The 15,626-nt window shown below is 70.2% G+C and carries 13 protein-coding genes; 11 read left to right on the plus strand and 2 right to left on the minus strand.

The features are described from left to right. The first annotated feature begins 105 nt into the window (after nt 1–105). Both B9S61_RS40055 and pglX read left to right on the plus strand, forming a co-directional pair. Nucleotides 106–1,560, plus strand: a complete 1,455-nt coding sequence (locus B9S61_RS40055) for an IS66 family transposase (protein WP_103544695.1) — start codon at nt 106–108, stop codon at nt 1,558–1,560. 22 nt (nt 1,561–1,582) lie between these two features. Beyond that, a complete protein-coding gene (gene pglX / locus B9S61_RS40060; protein WP_103546622.1) occupies nt 1,583–3,916 on the plus strand; it encodes a BREX-2 system adenine-specific DNA-methyltransferase PglX in 2,334 nt (777 codons plus the stop codon). A gap of 75 nt (nt 3,917–3,991) precedes the next feature. Here the strand turns inward: pglX and B9S61_RS40065 are convergent, their stop codons facing one another. Then, nucleotides 3,992–4,192 (minus strand): DUF397 domain-containing protein, encoded by a 201-nt coding sequence (locus B9S61_RS40065; RefSeq protein ID WP_103546623.1) that lies wholly within the window; start codon nt 4,190–4,192, stop codon nt 3,992–3,994. Next, complete coding sequence (locus tag B9S61_RS40070) at nt 4,189–5,037, minus strand: helix-turn-helix transcriptional regulator (RefSeq protein ID WP_103546624.1); 849 nt, start codon at nt 5,035–5,037, stop codon at nt 4,189–4,191. Before B9S61_RS40070 ends, B9S61_RS40065 begins: the two co-directional genes overlap by 4 nt. A 359-nt stretch (nt 5,038–5,396) precedes the next feature. On the opposite strand from B9S61_RS40070, the gene B9S61_RS40075 reads away from it, so the two are divergent. The 9 genes from B9S61_RS40075 to B9S61_RS40115 all read left to right on the plus strand — a co-directional run. Then, the gene (locus B9S61_RS40075) at nt 5,397–6,161 is read left to right on the plus strand and encodes a hypothetical protein (protein WP_103546625.1); all 765 of its coding nucleotides are present in this window, start codon (nt 5,397–5,399) and stop codon (nt 6,159–6,161) included. A gap of 243 nt (nt 6,162–6,404) precedes the next feature. Then, a complete protein-coding gene (locus tag B9S61_RS40080) occupies nt 6,405–7,412 on the plus strand; it encodes a hypothetical protein (RefSeq protein ID WP_258040142.1) in 1,008 nt (335 codons plus the stop codon). A gap of 13 nt (nt 7,413–7,425) precedes the next feature. Continuing rightward, nucleotides 7,426–7,746, plus strand: coding sequence for a transposase (locus tag B9S61_RS40085; protein ID WP_103546626.1), 321 nt, complete (start codon nt 7,426–7,428; stop codon nt 7,744–7,746). Beyond that, nucleotides 7,747–8,112 (plus strand): uracil-DNA glycosylase family protein, encoded by a 366-nt coding sequence (locus tag B9S61_RS40090; protein ID WP_103546627.1) that lies wholly within the window; start codon nt 7,747–7,749, stop codon nt 8,110–8,112. A 13-nt stretch (nt 8,113–8,125) separates the two neighbouring features. Continuing rightward, the gene (locus B9S61_RS40095) at nt 8,126–8,914 is read left to right on the plus strand and encodes a hypothetical protein (RefSeq protein WP_103546628.1); all 789 of its coding nucleotides are present in this window, start codon (nt 8,126–8,128) and stop codon (nt 8,912–8,914) included. Between the two features lie 164 nt (nt 8,915–9,078). After that, nucleotides 9,079–9,990 carry a hypothetical protein gene (locus B9S61_RS40100; RefSeq protein WP_146065059.1) on the plus strand — a complete coding sequence of 304 codons (912 nt, stop codon included), beginning with the start codon at nt 9,079–9,081 and terminating at the stop codon, nt 9,988–9,990. Nucleotides 9,991–10,315: 325 nt separating this feature from the next. After that, complete coding sequence (locus tag B9S61_RS41395; RefSeq protein ID WP_181007759.1) at nt 10,316–10,717, plus strand: hypothetical protein; 402 nt, start codon at nt 10,316–10,318, stop codon at nt 10,715–10,717. A gap of 152 nt (nt 10,718–10,869) precedes the next feature. Further along, the gene (locus tag B9S61_RS40110; protein WP_103546630.1) at nt 10,870–11,337 is read left to right on the plus strand and encodes an ATP-binding protein; all 468 of its coding nucleotides are present in this window, start codon (nt 10,870–10,872) and stop codon (nt 11,335–11,337) included. A gap of 127 nt (nt 11,338–11,464) precedes the next feature. Beyond that, on the plus strand, nt 11,465–15,626 hold a 4,162-nt coding region (locus B9S61_RS40115; RefSeq protein WP_258040143.1), incomplete at its 3' end, for a hypothetical protein.

Raw genomic sequence — 15,626 nt, forward strand, 5'->3', positions numbered from 1 at the left:
GTAGCTATTCAGCAGGGTGTGATCGGTTCGCGGACCGTGCGGCGTGATCGCTAGGGTGGCGGTGTGGAGGATCCCGACTGGTCTGCGAAGGACCTTCTTGCCGAGTTGGCCGCGGTACGCGGCGAGTTGGCGGCTTCCCGGGCCGAGGCGGCCGCGAAGGACGAGCGGATCGATCAGCTGCTGGTCCAGATCGCGGAGTTGACCACGCAGGTCCAGGCCCTGGTACTGCGGCTGTCGAGGGATTCCTCGACCTCCTCGAAGCCGCCGTCCTCGGACGGGCCGGGCAAGCGGCCCCGTGGCGGGTCCTCGCGTACCCGCTCGGGACGCAAACCGGGCAAGCAGCCAGGTGATCCGGGCACCACCTTGCGGCAGGTAGAGGATCCGAACGAGCGGATCGTCATCCCCGCTCCGGCATCCTGCGCCGGCTGCGCGTCCTCGCTGGTCAAGGTTCCGGTGGCCGCGGTGCGCCGCCGTCAGGTCTTTGACCTGGCCACCCCGCTTCCGCCGCAGGTCATCGAGTACGCCGCGGACGTCAAGTGCTGCCCCGGGTGCGGAAAGAAGGCCACCGGAGTCTTCCCGGCCGGAGTGGAATCGGCGGCCCAGTACGGTCCCGATGTCACCGCGAAGGTCGCGGACGCGGTCCTGGGACACCACATCCCGGTACACCGCTCGACACTGCTGGTGATGGAACTGTGCGGGATGAAGGTCTCCACCGGCTTCGCCGCATCCCTGCGAGGCCGGGCCGCCCGCCTGCTGGAGGCCGGGTTCCTGCCCTCGGTCCGCGCCCTGCTCTCCGGCGCACCCGTCGTGCACGCCGATGAGACCTTCACCCGCACCCGGGCCAGGACCGTCTTCCTGCACGTGGCCTCCACCGCGCACCTCACCCTGATGCACACCGGTGACCGCTCGGCCGCGACCATCGACGCCGGCCAGGTCCTGCCGCACCTCAGCGGTGTCCTGGTCCGCGACGGATACGCCGGCTACACCCACCTCGACCACGTCCTGCACGCCTGGTGCGGCGCGCACCTGCTACGTGACCTGCGCGGCATCCATGAAGCCGACCTCCAGGGCCAGCTGTGGGCCCGCGCCATGGCCGACACCCTCCTGGAAGCCAACCGTCTCGCGTCCGCCGCCCGCGACACCGGGCGCGAGGAACTCACCGCCGACGAACTGCGCACCATCCACCGGCTCTACACAGGAGCACTGGCCCGCTCCCGCCAGGACAACCGGAACAAGAACACCGAACTCGCCCGGCACGCCCGCACCCTGGCCAAACGTTTCGAGGAACACCGCGAGGTCATCCTCCGCTTCACCACCGACCTGGCCGTCCCCTTCACCAACAATCAGGCGGAACGCGACATCAGACCCGCCAAGGTCCAGCAACGCTCCTCCGGAGGCTGCTGGCGAACCCTCCAGGGACTGGCCGACTTCGCCATCGTCCAGTCGTACCTGTCGACCGCGGCCAAGTGGGGCATCAGCCGCTACGACGCACTCCAGCGCCTCTTCACCACAGGGGCGTGGATCCCGCATGCCCTCACCCCTGACACAGCAACAGCCTGACCGAACCGCTCAACCCCGCTGAATAGCTACCGGTCGAGAGTACAGGGATCCGAGTACGGGCCGGAAGCGAGACTTTTCCGGTGTCGCGCTCAGCCATGTCATCGATACATCAGGCGCATTCATTCCGGGACATGGAACACCAACCGTGATCCTGGCCGGGCGCAACCACAAGGCACGGCAGAGTGACCCAATCCGTGCTGTTCTTGGTGTCCGGGGCGAGCCGAGTCAGCCGGAGAACCCGGAGAAAGGACTCGTATGGACCGCGATCACACAGCAGATACTACGGCCTGGGAGCGAATCGGAGTGGATCAGCGTTGAGGACTCAGAACGTGAACGGTTCGCCAACCACCCGTGGTCGCTGAGTGGCGGTGGGGCTGGAGTCACCAAGGAACGTATCGAGACGGGAGCCGAGCGCACACTGGGCAAACTCGCGGAGTCCATCGGCATTACGTCGGTCACGGGCGAAGACGACCTATACCTTCTCCCTCGAAACGGCGCTGCGCGTCGCCTCCAAGTCGGCGCAACCCAGCCTCTGGTAACAGGTGACGTCATTCGAGACTTCACCCTGGAAGCCGAATTCGACTCAATCTGGGTGTACGACAACGACTACAAAACCCTCCCCTTCGAATCTGCGGACTCTACACGGCGGATTCTGAGTGATTTCCGCGTGGCAATCTCCTCTCGGAAGCGTTTCGGTGTCCCCATGCTGGAACGAGGCATGGCGTGGCATGAATGGCAAGAGTTGTACTCCAATAAACTTCGCTATCCGCTGTCAATCAGCTTCGCCTTTGTGGCCACGCATAACCACTTTGTGTTGGACCGGGGTGGGAAGGTGTTCAACCGTTCCGCGCCCGTGATCAAGCTGCCCGAGGGTGCCAGTGAGGAGCGGCACCTGGAGTTGTTGGGGGTGTTGAACTCCTCCGCTGCATGTTTCTGGCTGAAGCAGGTAAGTCAGGCCAAGGGCGGCACTGACAACTCCAGCGGTGGAGGTAACCGCTGGTCACCTGAAGCTTGGATCGAGCGGTACGAGTTCACCGGCACCAAGCTTCAAGAGTTCCCACTCCCCCAGCAGCTCCCTCTCGCCCTCGCTCAAGGGCTGGACGCGCTTGCTCAGGAGCTGGCCCAGCACGAGCCCTCCGCTTTGGCGCGTGACGCTGTGCCCGCTCGTGAAGCACTCGAAGAGGCGCGCCAGGCGCAGAAGCGCATCCGAGCGCGGATGATCGTCTTGCAGGAGGAGTTGGACTGGACCGTCTACGGGGCCTACGGACTGCTCACCGCTGACGAGGTCGCGCGGACCACCATCACCGAGGCTGACGTGCCCGAGCTTGCTCTTGGTCAGCGCGCGTTCGAGATCGCGCTCGCTAGGAGCGGAGCCAAAACAGCCTGGTTCGAGCGCCACGGATCCACCCCCGTCACCGAGATTCCCGCCGACTGGCCCGAGGCGTATCAGAAGATCGCGCAGGCCCGGATCGAGCTCATCGAGGCCAACAAGGACATTCGGCTCATCGAGCGCCCCGAGTACAAGCGTCGTTGGTCCGTCGAGCCCTGGAAGAAGCGCGAGGCTGCTGCTCTGCGGAGCTGGCTGCTTGATACTGCCGAGCGGGAGGAGTTGTGGTTCGAGGAGCGGGATGGGTTCACCGTGCCTCGGCCGCTTACCGTCAACCAGCTTGCCGATGAGCTGCGGCATGACCCGGACGTGCAGGCCGTTGCCGCGCTGTACGCCGCCGATCACCTCGGTAAGCGGGACGCCTCCCTCGCCACCGTGCTCGCCGCCGTCATCGAGGCCGAGCATGTGCCCTACCTCGCCGCCCTCCGCTACAAGGACTCCGGGCTGCGCAAGCGGGCGCAGTGGGAGCAGGTCTGGGAGCAGCAGCGGGAGGAGGACCGGACCGGGAAGCGGCTCGACATCAAGGTGCCGCCGAAGTACACCGGCGCGGACTTCCTCAAGCACTCCTACTGGTCGAACCGCGGCAAGCTCGACGTGCCCAAGGAGCGGTTCATCTCCTACCCCGGCGCTTCCCCCGAGGCCGACGGCTCCCTGCTGCTCGGCTGGGCCGGCTGGAACCACCGCGACCAGGCCGACGCCCTCGTCGGACTGATCCGCAGCCGTGTCGAGACCGGCGGCTGGACCAAGGACGACCCCCGTTTCGTACCGCTCCTCGCCGGTCTGCGCGAGGTGCTGCCCTGGGTGCACCAGTGGTACGGCGAGTACGACGAGGAGTGGGAGGGCAACCCCGCCGAGGAGTTCCAGTCCGCCCTCGACTCCGGCCGCGCGGACCGTGAACTGTCCGAGGCGGATCTCGTCAACTGGCGGCCTGAGAAGAAGACCGGCGGGCGGCGCAAGAAGAGCGAGTGAGCAGGGCTGTGCCCTTCGGGCATGAGTGAGGGGTGGTGGGGAGCGCAAACGGCTTCCCACCACCCCTCGTTCGTCTCAGACGCCTGCGGCCATCCGCACGAACGCCGCCCACTGGGCGGACGGCACGTTGAGGATCGCCACGTCCGGGCACTTGGAGTCACGGATCAGTACGGCTGTACCAGCGTCCGCGACCTCAACGCACTGGCCACCATCGCCAGCGCTGTAGCTGCTCTTCACCCAGGTCAGCTCAGCTGCCTGATCGTCGTTGGCGTTCAAAACTCTCCCAAGAGCTTCTCGATCCAGGCCAGCGACTCTCTCGGGGTCATCGCTTGCGCCCGCAGCACTCCGTATGTGGACTCGAACCCCTGAACCTTCGCTGGCGCCGTATGCAGGGCGCTGTTGCTCTGCACCTCCGTGTACGCCATCCTCCGCTGTTGCTGCGTGAGGATCAATGTGAAGGGCCCTCCCACTCCAGCATGTTCGTCACGGCCAGTCGGCATCACCTGTAGCTCTACGTTGCGTTCGTGCCCGACTAGCAACAGGTGCTCAAGTTGAGCTCGCATGGCCTCCGCGCCCCCGAGAGGCCTACGCAGGACGCTTTCCTCAATGACAAAGCTCAGCAGGGGCTTGGGACGCCGAGACAGCAACTTGTGCCGGTCCAAACGTGCAGACACCCGCTGCTCGATGGTCTCCGCGTCCACCAGTGGCCGCCACATGCTGAAAACCGCTCGTGCGTACTCCTCCACTTGCAGCAAGCCATTGACGACATGGGCATCGTAGGCGTGCAGTTCGGCAGCATCGGCCTCCAAGGCGGCGAACTCGCGAAAGAACCCCGGATACCGAGCCTTCGCCACCTCCCCCTTCATCGCCACCAACAACCCCCGCCCGCCCACCACCCGATCCACCGCGTCCACCAACTCCGGCTTCGGAATGCGACGTCCCTGCTCCACCGCCGCGATCAGCGCCTCGCCGTAACTGACCCGCTCCCCCAACTGCGCCTGGGTCAGCTCCGCAGCCTCCCGCAGTAGCTTCATCTGCCGTCCGAAGCACCGCAGGAACTCCCCGTTCGAGTCCGCGCCCGCGCCCTCCACGCCCGCACCCGAGTCCGCTCCCGACTCCATCGCACCAGCCCCCTCAGCACACCCGTCCACCGGTCACCCGTGCTCGCACCGTAGGACGACCACGGGCCCACCACGCCGTGACCGGATCAAGTTGCGCCGGAAGAGTGAACGAGCAGGTCACCTCACCCCAGATGCCGTCCCCACCGTCCTGACGCCGGTACGCGCAGCACAGGCCAACTGCGCCACCCCCTGTCCCAGGCACTCGGAGAGGGCGGAGGTCGATCCTCGGAACATCCCTCCCCCTCCGCAACACCCGAAGTACTGTGCGTGACAAGGGGAAGTTCGGCCCCGGCGGGAGGCTGACGAGAGTGTCCGCACGGTGCACTGGCTGGATACACGAACTCAAAGGACAGACCGTCATGTTCACCGGCAAGACCCGGGTGGACGGTGAATGGGTCGTGCGCGACAACTGCTTCGCTCGGGCTCAGACATTAGGAGCCGTCTGCCAGAACAGCTTCTCCAGGAAGGTGACCCTCGTCGTCCATGGAGAGTTGACGGGCAACGTCAAGGACGCGGAACGGGCACTGAGCAGAAAGCTGCTGACAGTCATCGAGTCGCGACGAGCAGGCCGACACATACACGTGGTCGACAATGCCGGCTACTCGGATCTTCTGTTCGGAGCTCCGGCCCCGTGCCGACATCTCAAGGCGCAGGGCGAGCACGTCACCGTCATGCCTGAGTTCGGGGAAGGGTTCCTCGGCGGCCCGTTCGACAGGCTTCGCCTGCGCACTCGGGGCATCAACCGGCTGGAGGCCGGCGTACTGGGGAGGGGCACGCCGCGTCACGAGAAGCTGCTGTCACACCTCATCGAGCGGGTCGGCGGCCGGAGGACACTCGACGTGCGGGCGCCGACGCGACGGGGACCGCAGTTCGACCTCGGCTGGATCAGCGAACGGACCGCGTACGGCGCGTGGGTCGCGACTCCCGAGCAATCAGGCGGCGAAGAGGCGAAGCGCCTCGCAGAGGCCGTGGAGTACGTCGGCAGGTCGGCCCGGCCTCCCGCCCGGCACGGCCAGGTCCAACGGGTAGTGGTACTCGAGGATGCCGTGGACCTGAGTTCCGGGCTGAGGGAGCGGGCACAGGCGGCCGGTGTTCTGATCGGGAAAGTCAAGGACGTCCCGTGACGACCCGATGCGGAGAACCCTGCTGCTCGCTGCCCGCATGCGGCCCCGAGACGGGCGGGTGACGGACCGCATCCACAGGGTGTCCGCCCTTGCGCGAAAGCTCTCTTCACTCAATGCGTTCAATCGCACACGCTGTGTGCGGTAGCGTCGCCTCGACATCACGTCTTCCGCGTGCCACGCCGGGCACGGAACGAAGGCGACCCCCGCGGCGGTTGCAGCCGTCCGCGAGGGCCTGAACCACCAGTGGAAAGCGACTCCACCGTGATTTACCGGCACCATATCGCGCCCCCGCGCGCCTTCTCCCAGTTCTCCCACGACCTGATCCGGCACCCCCGGCTGTCCTCCGACGCCGTGCGGCTGCTGACCTGGCAGCTCTCCCTCCCCGACGGGGCGCGCGAGTCGCTGTCGCGCACCGCCGGGCGCGCCCGCATCGGGGCGTGCGCCTTCACGCGGGCCAAGCGGCAGCTCAAGGAGGAGGGGTTCGTGCACGAGCGGCGGCTCCAGGGGCCCGGCGGCCACTGGGTCACCCAACAGCTCGTCTCCAACGTGCCGTTGAGCGCCGCCGAGGCCGCCAAGCTCCTCGCCCGGATGCCCCTCCACACACCCTCCGCCGACGCGTCACCGCAGGTCGTTCCGAGTCCCCGCATTCCGGCCGTCGGTGTCCCGACCCCTCCGCTCACCGACGGCTATCCAAGGAAAGACCCCGGGGAAAACACCTCCCACCGTCCCGCCGAGCCGGAGCGGAAGCCGGACCCGGCCCCGGAGCCCGAGCCCGCCCCGGAGACGTCCGAGACGCCCGAGCCCTCCGAAGCCGCCCGCGCCCTCGTCGCCGCCCTCCCCCGCCTCTCCCCCGACCTGCGCCGCATCCCCCGGGGCATGCACGACGAACTGGCCCGCCTCGTCTCCCACTGGCTCACCGCCGGCCACACCCCCACCGCCATCCGCACCCACATCCTGCGCGGCCTCCCCCACGACGGCACCCCGGTCCACCGCCCCGGCGGCCTCCTGCGCTACCTCCTCCGCGACGTGCCGCCCGCCCCCGCCCTCGTCCCGGCCCCCGGCATCACTCCAGCCTCCGAACAGCCCTCCCCGGCCCGCCCGTCCAGCCGCCTCGCCGCCCTCCGCGAGTGCGAGGGCGACCATGTACAAGCGACCCTCTTCCGCCCGGCCGGCGACGAGACGCGGTGCCCCCGCTGCCTCACCCCACCGCCTCTCCGGGCGGCCGCGGGCACCGCTGTCAGACGGACCTGACACACTGCGCGCCATGACGCCACACGACCGTTTCCGCACCACCGCTCCCCGGACCCTGCGGAACCCCGAAGCCCTGCGCGCCCGGCTGGAGGCGGTCCACGGCGAGCCCGCCGTGCGGCCCCTGAACGAGTGGGTGGAGAAGCTGCGCACGCGGCTCGGGGACGGGGAGTCCGTGCCGTGGTTCGACCCCGCGTCCGGCGGCGTCAAGGCGCGCAGCCTGTTCCTGCTGGAGGCGCCGGGACGGAAGGCGATGGGAGCGGAGGCGGAGCTGCGGCGGACCGGCAGCGGGATCATCTCCGTCGACAACGACGACCCGACGGCCCGGAACTGCTAGATGCTGCGCGAGGAAGCCGGGCTGCCGTACGCCGAATCCCTGCACTGGAACATCGTGCCCTGGTACCTGGGGACCGCCGACCGCATCGCCGCACCCGGCCGGTCCGAGATACAGCGGGCGGCCCCCTTCCTGCACGAAGTCGTCTCGATGCTGCCCGCGCTGGAGGTGGTCGTGCCGATGGGCCGCAAGGCGCAGGCCGGCTGGGCGGCGTACCAGGAGACGTACGCGCCGAAGGTGCACACGCTGCCCACCTGGCACCCCAGCCCGCGCGTGTTCGCGTCCCGACCCGCCGCACGGCAGGAGATCCTCGACGTCCTGCGCACGGCGGAACGCATCCTCTCCGGCGGCGCCGTCAGCGGCGCCTGACAGGATGCGCGCCATGGCATCGAGAGACGACAGCGACGAGGCGTACGTGATCGGTCTGTGCGACCGCATTCTCGGCGAACAGGCCCTGACGCAGCACCGGTTCGACTGGCTGCTGGGTGACCCGGGGGCAGGGGGCCGTCAGGTCAGGCTGCCGGTGGACGCGTACTGGCCCGGCCACCGGCTGGTGGTCGAGTACCGGGAGCTCCAGCACGACCAGCCGGTGCCCCACTTCGACAAGCCGGACCGGCTCACGGTGAGCGGTGTCCACCGGGGCGAGCAGCGGGCCCTGTACGACGCCCGCCGCGACACCGAGATCCCCGCCCACGGGCCGCGGCTGGTCGTGGTCCGGCCGGCCGACCTCGACGCGGACGGGCGCGGGCGGCTCCGGCGCAGCGAGGAGGCCGACCTGGCGACGCTGCGGAAGATGCTGGCCCGGGAGAGCGACGAGGACCGGGTCACCGACACCTTCCGCGCCTGGCTGCTCGGCGAGGGGTGGACGCCGGTCGAGCCCACGGACCGCTGGACCGACCTCGAAGCGGTGCGCGGTGAGGAGCGGCTGATCTGCGAGGCCAAGGGGCGCACCAAAGAGAAAGGCATCGACGCGAACATCGCCTACGGGCAGCTGCTCCGCCGCATGACGAGCCAGGACGCCCGCATACGGTACGCACTCGTCGTGCCGTCCTCGTCCGTCAAGGCCGTGGAGCGGGTTCCGGCGCACGTCCGCGAGCTGCTGCGGATCGACGTGTACGAGGTCACGGATGACAACGGGGTACGCCTAGTGCCGGGATTCACCGCTCCTTGACAGCGCGCCTACCGACGGGGGCGCAGGAGCCTGAGGCTCTACTAGGACAAGAAGAAAGGGGCAGCGGCCGCTGAACGGCGGGTGCCCCTTTAAGTCTGCGGCAACGGTAACACGAATCTGCTTCACATGCAGTGGCAGATCTCGTCCTCCGCTAGGGTGCTGCGATGGTTACGGCCTCCGCTTCTGACCCCTATGCCCGGCATGTGCTCGCCCGGATGGCGGACTTCTTCACCGATGAGGGCACGCCGTGGGCGCGTCGTCTCTGGGACATAGGTTCGGTGCTGGCCCTGGAAGAACTCTGGGAGGCCGGTCACTGGCAGGCCCACGGAGTACTGTCACCGGCCGCGTGTGACTGGCAGCGTATCCAGCTCGGTGCTCTGATCGGCCCTGACCGAGGCCTTGGAGACAAGGAGCTCCGCAAAGAACTCACCAGCCTGCTGAAGCATCCGCTGCCGGACCCCAGTCCCGCGCGTCGTCGGCTCAAGGAGATCATCGGCCATGTCCGCTCCGGTTATCTGGAGCGGTGGGCGACGGCGGTCAGCGCTCCCGTCGATCAGCGCGTCAAACCGGAGAGGTTCTCCCGAACCGTGGCCTCTCACCTCCTCGACCTGGGCTACAGCGCCAGCTTCCTGAAGGCCTGGGCGAAGGAGCTGTACGACGCGCATGCCACTACGGCCGACACGGCGGCAGCGGCGGTCGAGCTGGCCCGTGCGCAGGCCCGCACGTACGACGTCCTGGTGGCGCTGGAGAAGGTGCCCCGACGGGAGCTCGCCGAACCGCTGGAACACTGGTACGGCAAAGGCAAGGTAGTGGCCTGGCTGCGTGAGTACGGTCACGACACCGCGGGCATCCGGCCCGGCGGCGGGTTCGTCTACCGGTTCACGGCCCTCGATCCCTTCAGCGCCGCCGAGCAGGCTTCGTCAGATGCTGGAGCGGATGACAGCCCGCTCCCAGTTCTTGCGCCGCGACCGGGGCGGTGTGCGACCCCTCCCTCACATCTGGGTCGCCGGCCACCCGCGGCCCATCCCACTCGATCCCCCCGCGCGCGGCGCAGATGTCCTGACCCTGGTCAATGAAGGGCACCTGTACAAGGTCGCAGGCGCCCGCAGTCGGACCGACGATGCCCTGGAGCTGGCAGCCGCGGTCAACCGTGGCCCATTGGCCCCGGCCGTGGCGGGCGCCTGGGCAGCCATCGAGTCATTGCTGTCGAACCCCGATGACCCCAAGGGAGAGGGCGAACGGTCCGGTAAGGCAGTGGCCGCAGACCGGATGGCGGTCATCATCGCGTGTTCCTGGCCCCGGGCCGAGCTCACTGCCCTCGCACACCGACACAAGCCACGCACACCGGACGAACTAGCCCGGTTGGTAGCAGGATGCACCACGAATCAAGAGCGAGCCCGCGTGGTCGCAGAGGCCCTTCTCACCCACGGGGCCACGGCGCTGGACTTCACCGGCGCCTCCACGAAGTACAGCGACCGTCCCGCCGCGCAGCGCATGGCCGACCTGGCGCAGAATCCGCGCCCGGTTCTGAACGATGTCGCCGGCGCCTTCCGGATCGCACTCCGGCGCCTGTACCGGACCCGGAACATCATCCTGCACGGCGGCGCAACTCAGGGCGTGGCGTTGGAAGCCTCACTCCGCACCGCCGCCCCCTTGGCCGGAGCGGGCTTGGACCGGATCATCCACGCCGATTACGTCGAAGGCCTTGATCCGCTCGCCCTGGCCGCTCGCGCCGACATCGCCCTGACTCTCGTCAACGGCGAATCTGGGCTCTCCGTCGTAGACCTCCTCGAGCCCGTCTGACCGCGCATACGGCTGCAGCGGACAGCCGTCGGAACGGACCGACGGACGCCCGCCCCGACAAACCCGACAGCTGCGCCCGCCGCCCCGACAGACGACCGCCGTGGGGGCGTCGCTCCTGGTGAGCAGGGGTGTGGGTACGTGATCTTCGGAGCATGACCACTTCCCCCCGCCAGGAGCGGCGGTCCGCGCTGCCGCTCCCGCTCGCCGACCAGACGGTGCTCTCGTTCCGCTTCACCCCGTCCCCGCGCGGCGCCCGGCTGGCCCGCCGGCTCGCCTCCTGCCAGATGGACGCCTGGGGCTGGCGCTACGGCACACCGGCGCACGACGCCGTCGAGCTGGTCGCGGCCGAGCTGGCCGCCAACGCCGCGACCCACGGCCGGGTCCCCGGCCGGGACGCCGAGCTGCGGCTCAGCCGGGAGGAGGACGGGCACGTCCTCGTCGAGGTCAGCGACGCGCGGGGCGAGCGGCTGCCCGAGGCACGGGACGCAGGCAGCGAGGAGGACGGCGGGCGGGGGCTTCTCCTCGTCGCCGCCCTGGCCGAGGAGTGGGGGACCGTCCCGCGCCCCGGCGCCCCCGGCAAGACGGTGTGGGCGGTCGTCGCGGCGCCCGGCGCACCGTAGCCGCGGCGGCCCGGCCCGCCCGTTCGGGGCCGCTCCCCGCAGACCCCTCCAGCCGCCTGCCGCGACCTGGCAGGATGAATGGGTCGTATGAGGGACACACGGGGACCATGGGGAGCGGGAGCAGGCGATGGCCAGGGGCGCGGGCGGGACGGTCGTACTGAGGGACGTACTCGACATCAAGGAGGACGTCTACGCCGGCGACTTCAAGGTCGAGCTGTCCCAGGGGTTCAGCGGCCGGTCCGCCGGGCGGGTCGAGGAGTACGTGGTCACGCCGCAGCTCCGGGAGCAGTTCGACAAGGCGCTGAAACTGATCCGCGGCGCCGTCCGCAAGAACGCCTCGTACGCCGCCTACCTGCACGGATCGTTCGGTGCCGGTAAGTCCCACTTCCTGACCGTGCTGCACGCCGTGCTCAACGGCGAGCCCGCCGCGCGCGCCAAGCCGCGCCTTCGGGAGGTCATCGCCGAGCACGACGAGTGGCTGCGCGGGCGGCGCTTCCTCATGGTGCCGTACCACCTGGTGGGCGCGGCCAACCTCGACGAGGCGCTGCTCGGCGGGTACGTGCGGGCCGTGCGGGAGCAGCACCCGGACGCGCCGACGCCGACCGTGTTCCGCTCCGACGCCATGCTGGCCGACGCCCGGCGGATGCGGGAGCAGCTCGGCGACGACGCCTTCGTGCGGCTGCTGCCCGCCGACGCCGGTGACGGCGGGGTGGACGAGGACGACGACGAGCTCCAGGTCATCGGCGCGGGCGGCGCCTGGACCGCGGCCGAGCTGGACGAGGCGTTCGCCGCGCCCGCCGGGGACGCGCGCCGGGAGCGGCTGGAGTCCGCGCTGCTCACCGGGCCGATGCGGTCGTACGCGGAGAGCGCGCGCGGCGACGCGGCCAAGTACGTGCCGCTGGAGAACGGGCTGGCGGCGATCAGCCGGCACGCCCGCTCGCTGGAGTACGACGGCGTGGTGCTGTTCCTCGACGAGCTGGTGCTGTGGCTCCAGGCGCACATGCGGGACCGGACCTTCGTCAACAGCGAGATCCAGAAGCTGGTGAAACTGATCGAGTCCGGCGACGCGGACCGGCCGGTGCCGATCGTGTCGTTCATCTCCCGTCAGCGCGACCTGTCCCAGCTCGTCGGCTCCGACGTGCTCGGCGCCGACGTCAAGGCGATGGAGCAGGCCCTCGAATACCTCAACGAGCGGTTCGACACGGTCGACCTGGAGGACCGCAACCTGCCGGAGATCATCAAGGAGCGGGTGCTGAAGCCGCTGCCCGGCAAGGACGCGGTCCTCGAGGCCGAGTTCGCGAAGATCGACCGGACCGGGCAGCAGGTCAAGGACATCCTGCTCGACGGCAGCGGAGCCACCCAGGCCGGCTGGACGGACTTCCGGGCCGTGTACCCGCTCTCCCCGGCCCTGCTGAACGTGCTGGTCGCACTGTCCGGGGCGCTCCAGCGGGAGCGGACCGGCCTGAAGCTGGTGCAGCAGCTGCTGGAGCGGAACGCCGACGCCGCCGTCGGCCGGCTCATCCCGCTGGGCGACCTGTGGGACGTCCTCGTGGACGGCACGGGCACGGGAGCCGCCTTCACCGACAAGCTGAAGCGCGAGTCGGAGGCGGCGGTGAAGTTCGCCGCGAAGGCACGCACCCACCTGCTGGAGAAGTACGGCTCGGACACGCACGCCGACTTCCGGGCCGACGAGCGGTTCGTGAAGACGATGCTGCTCGGCGCGCTCGCACCCGACGTGCCCGCCCTGCGGCGGCTGACGGGCGCGCGCCTCGCCGCCCTCAACCACGGCTCGGTGCGCTCGCGGACCGTGCCCGCCGGGGACGTCGTCGTGCGGCGGATGCGGGACCTCCAGGCCGCGTTCCCGTCCGAGATCCGCTCCGACGGCGAGGCCGACCCGGTGTTCTCGCTGCACCTGTCCGACCTCGACATCGAGCCGCTGCTCGACGCCGTCGCCGAGGAGGACAAGGCGGGTGTGCGGCGGGTGTGGCTGCGGGACCGGCTGTGGGAGGCGATCGGCGTCCGCGACGGGCAGTTCGTCGCCGAGAAGGAGATCGTCTGGCGGGGCACCCGGCGCGTCGCCGAGTTCGTCTTCGGCAACGTGCGCGACCGGGCCGACCTGCCCGACGAGCAGTTCACCCCGGCGACCGCGGGCAACGTGCGGTTCGTCGTCGACTACCCCTTCGACGACGGCGACCACTACCCCAGCGACGACTACCACCGCGTCGAGGAACTGCGGAAGTCCGGCGTCACCGCGCCGACGCTGGTGTGGCTCACCGACTTCTTCTCCGACCAGCGCCGCGCCCAGCTCGGCCGGCTGATGCGGATCACCTTCCTGCTGGAGCGGGACCGGCTCGCCGACTACACCGGCACCTTCCCGCCCGACGACCGGGCCAAGGTGCGGCGGCAGCTGGAGGTGGCCCGCGACACCCTCACCGACCAGCTCACCGGGGCACTGACCGAGGTGTACGGGCTGGCCCGGCCGACCGACGCCAACCCCGGGCCCGAGGTGCCGGACGGGCGCCACGTGCTGTCGCTCCAGCCGGAGTTCGCGCAGCCGAGGGAGGAGGGCGGCAAGGGCTTCGAGGCCAACGCGCTGCACCTCGCCGACGGCATGTTCTCCGCGCTGCACCCCAAGCACCCGGACTTCGGGCCCGACCGCACCGGGAAGCGCAACGCGGTGACCCCGGGCGAGCTGCGGACCGCGCTGGAGTGGATCACCCGTGCGATGGACGAGGGCGGGCGTGCCAACAACGTCGACAGCCACCACCTGAAGACCGTCAAGCGGATCGTGGAACCGCTGGAACTCGGCACCGTCCACGACGGGCCGCTGGTGATGCGCAGCGACTGGCGCACCCGCGTCAACCAGGCCGCGGCCGGGCACCAGCAGCGCGGCGACCTCGACATCGAGGACATCCGGAGCTGGATCACCAAGGATCTCGGCTACGCCGGACTCGACCGGCTCACCGGCAACCTCCTCGTCGCCGCCTACGCCCTGCTCGACGACCGCGCCTGGGTGCTGCGCGGCGGCCCGGAGCGGGAGGCGCCCGCGCTCCAGGAGATCGGGCCCGGCTGGTCGCTGCGGGCGCAGCCGCTGCCCGGCGACGAGGAGTACGCGGCGGCCCGGGACCGGGCGGCACGGCTGTTCGGGGTGACCGCCAAGCCCGCCCTGTACGCGCGCAACGTCAACCGGCTCGCCGAGGACCTCCGCGCCCGCGCCGAGGCGTGGGAGAAGGACGTCGCCGGGGTGCGGTCCTCGCTGGACCGGCACGCCGCGCTGCTCGGGCTCGACGGGCCGGGCGCCCCCCGTACCGTGCTCCTGCGGGAGGCGGCCGGGCTGCTGGCCCGGCTCTCCCGGCACGGCGGCGACGCCACCGCCCTGGTGCGGGAACTGGCCGCCTTCTCCCCGGCCTCCGGGGAGCGGGACCTCAACACCGCCATGGGCAGCGCGGGCGAGGTACTGGCGGCACTGGACGGCACGGACTGGCCCGCGCTGCGGAACGTGCACGGGCTGACCGGCCGCGAGGACGGCGTCGGCGACCGGGCCCGGCGGCTGTTCACCGAGATCGCGCAGACCGCGCGGGCCTCCGAGTTCGAACGGCCCCTGGCGCAGGTGCTCTCGGGGGTCCGGGAGCAGGCCAACGCGATCATCAACGCGGCGCTGAAGGTCGAGAGCGTCACCCCCGCACCCCCTGGGCCGCCGCAGCCCGCGGCCCAGGACGTGCGGGTCAGCGAGCCGGAGGTGGCCACCTCGCACCCCGTCGTCCCGCCCCGGCCGGAGGCGGTGCCGGGCACTCCGGCCGGCTCGTCCGACTCGTCCGTGGACACGGCCGGGGACGGTGCCCCGCCGCGCCGCTCCGGGCGTCGGCTGATCCCGGCCGGGGGCGACGCGACCGCGCTGGAGCAGCGGCTCGCGGTGCAGCTCGCGGCCGTGCAGGAGGAGATCCGCGCCTTCCGGGCCGCGCACCCCGACGCCGGCGTCGAGATCGTCTGGCGGCCGGCCGAGGTGCCGGGTGCGGACCGGGGGGCGGAGGCCTCCCGGGCGGCAGACGACACAGCACCGGCCGCAGGCCCGGGGACGGCAGACGCCACGAGGGCCGACCACAGGGCCAGGACGGTCCACGGCAGCCGGACGGCCGGAGACTCCGAGGCGACAGACACCGCAGCACCCACCACAGGCCCGGAGACGGCAGACGCCACGAGGGCCGACCACAGGGCCAGGACGGTCCACGGCAGCCGGACGGCCGGAGACTCCGAGGCGACAGACACCGCAGCACCCACCACAGGCCCGG

Origin of the sequence: Streptomyces sp. SM1 (genome assembly GCF_002910825.1) — a bacterium.
Classification (GTDB): domain Bacteria; phylum Actinomycetota; class Actinomycetes; order Streptomycetales; family Streptomycetaceae; genus Streptomyces; species Streptomyces okerensis.

Coding starts and splice junctions, on each gene's coding strand:
- B9S61_RS40070 (WP_103546624.1), bottom strand. CDS start 5,037: ATGGAGTCGGGAGCGGACTCGGGTGCGGGCGTGGAGGGCGCGGGCGCG.
- B9S61_RS40075 (WP_103546625.1), top strand. CDS start 5,397: ATGTTCACCGGCAAGACCCGGGTGGACGGTGAATGGGTCGTGCGCGAC.
- B9S61_RS40085 (WP_103546626.1), top strand. CDS start 7,426: ATGACGCCACACGACCGTTTCCGCACCACCGCTCCCCGGACCCTGCGG.
- B9S61_RS40090 (WP_103546627.1), top strand. CDS start 7,747: ATGCTGCGCGAGGAAGCCGGGCTGCCGTACGCCGAATCCCTGCACTGG.
- B9S61_RS40095 (WP_103546628.1), top strand. CDS start 8,126: ATGGCATCGAGAGACGACAGCGACGAGGCGTACGTGATCGGTCTGTGC.
- B9S61_RS40100 (WP_146065059.1), top strand. CDS start 9,079: ATGGTTACGGCCTCCGCTTCTGACCCCTATGCCCGGCATGTGCTCGCC.
- B9S61_RS40110 (WP_103546630.1), top strand. CDS start 10,870: ATGACCACTTCCCCCCGCCAGGAGCGGCGGTCCGCGCTGCCGCTCCCG.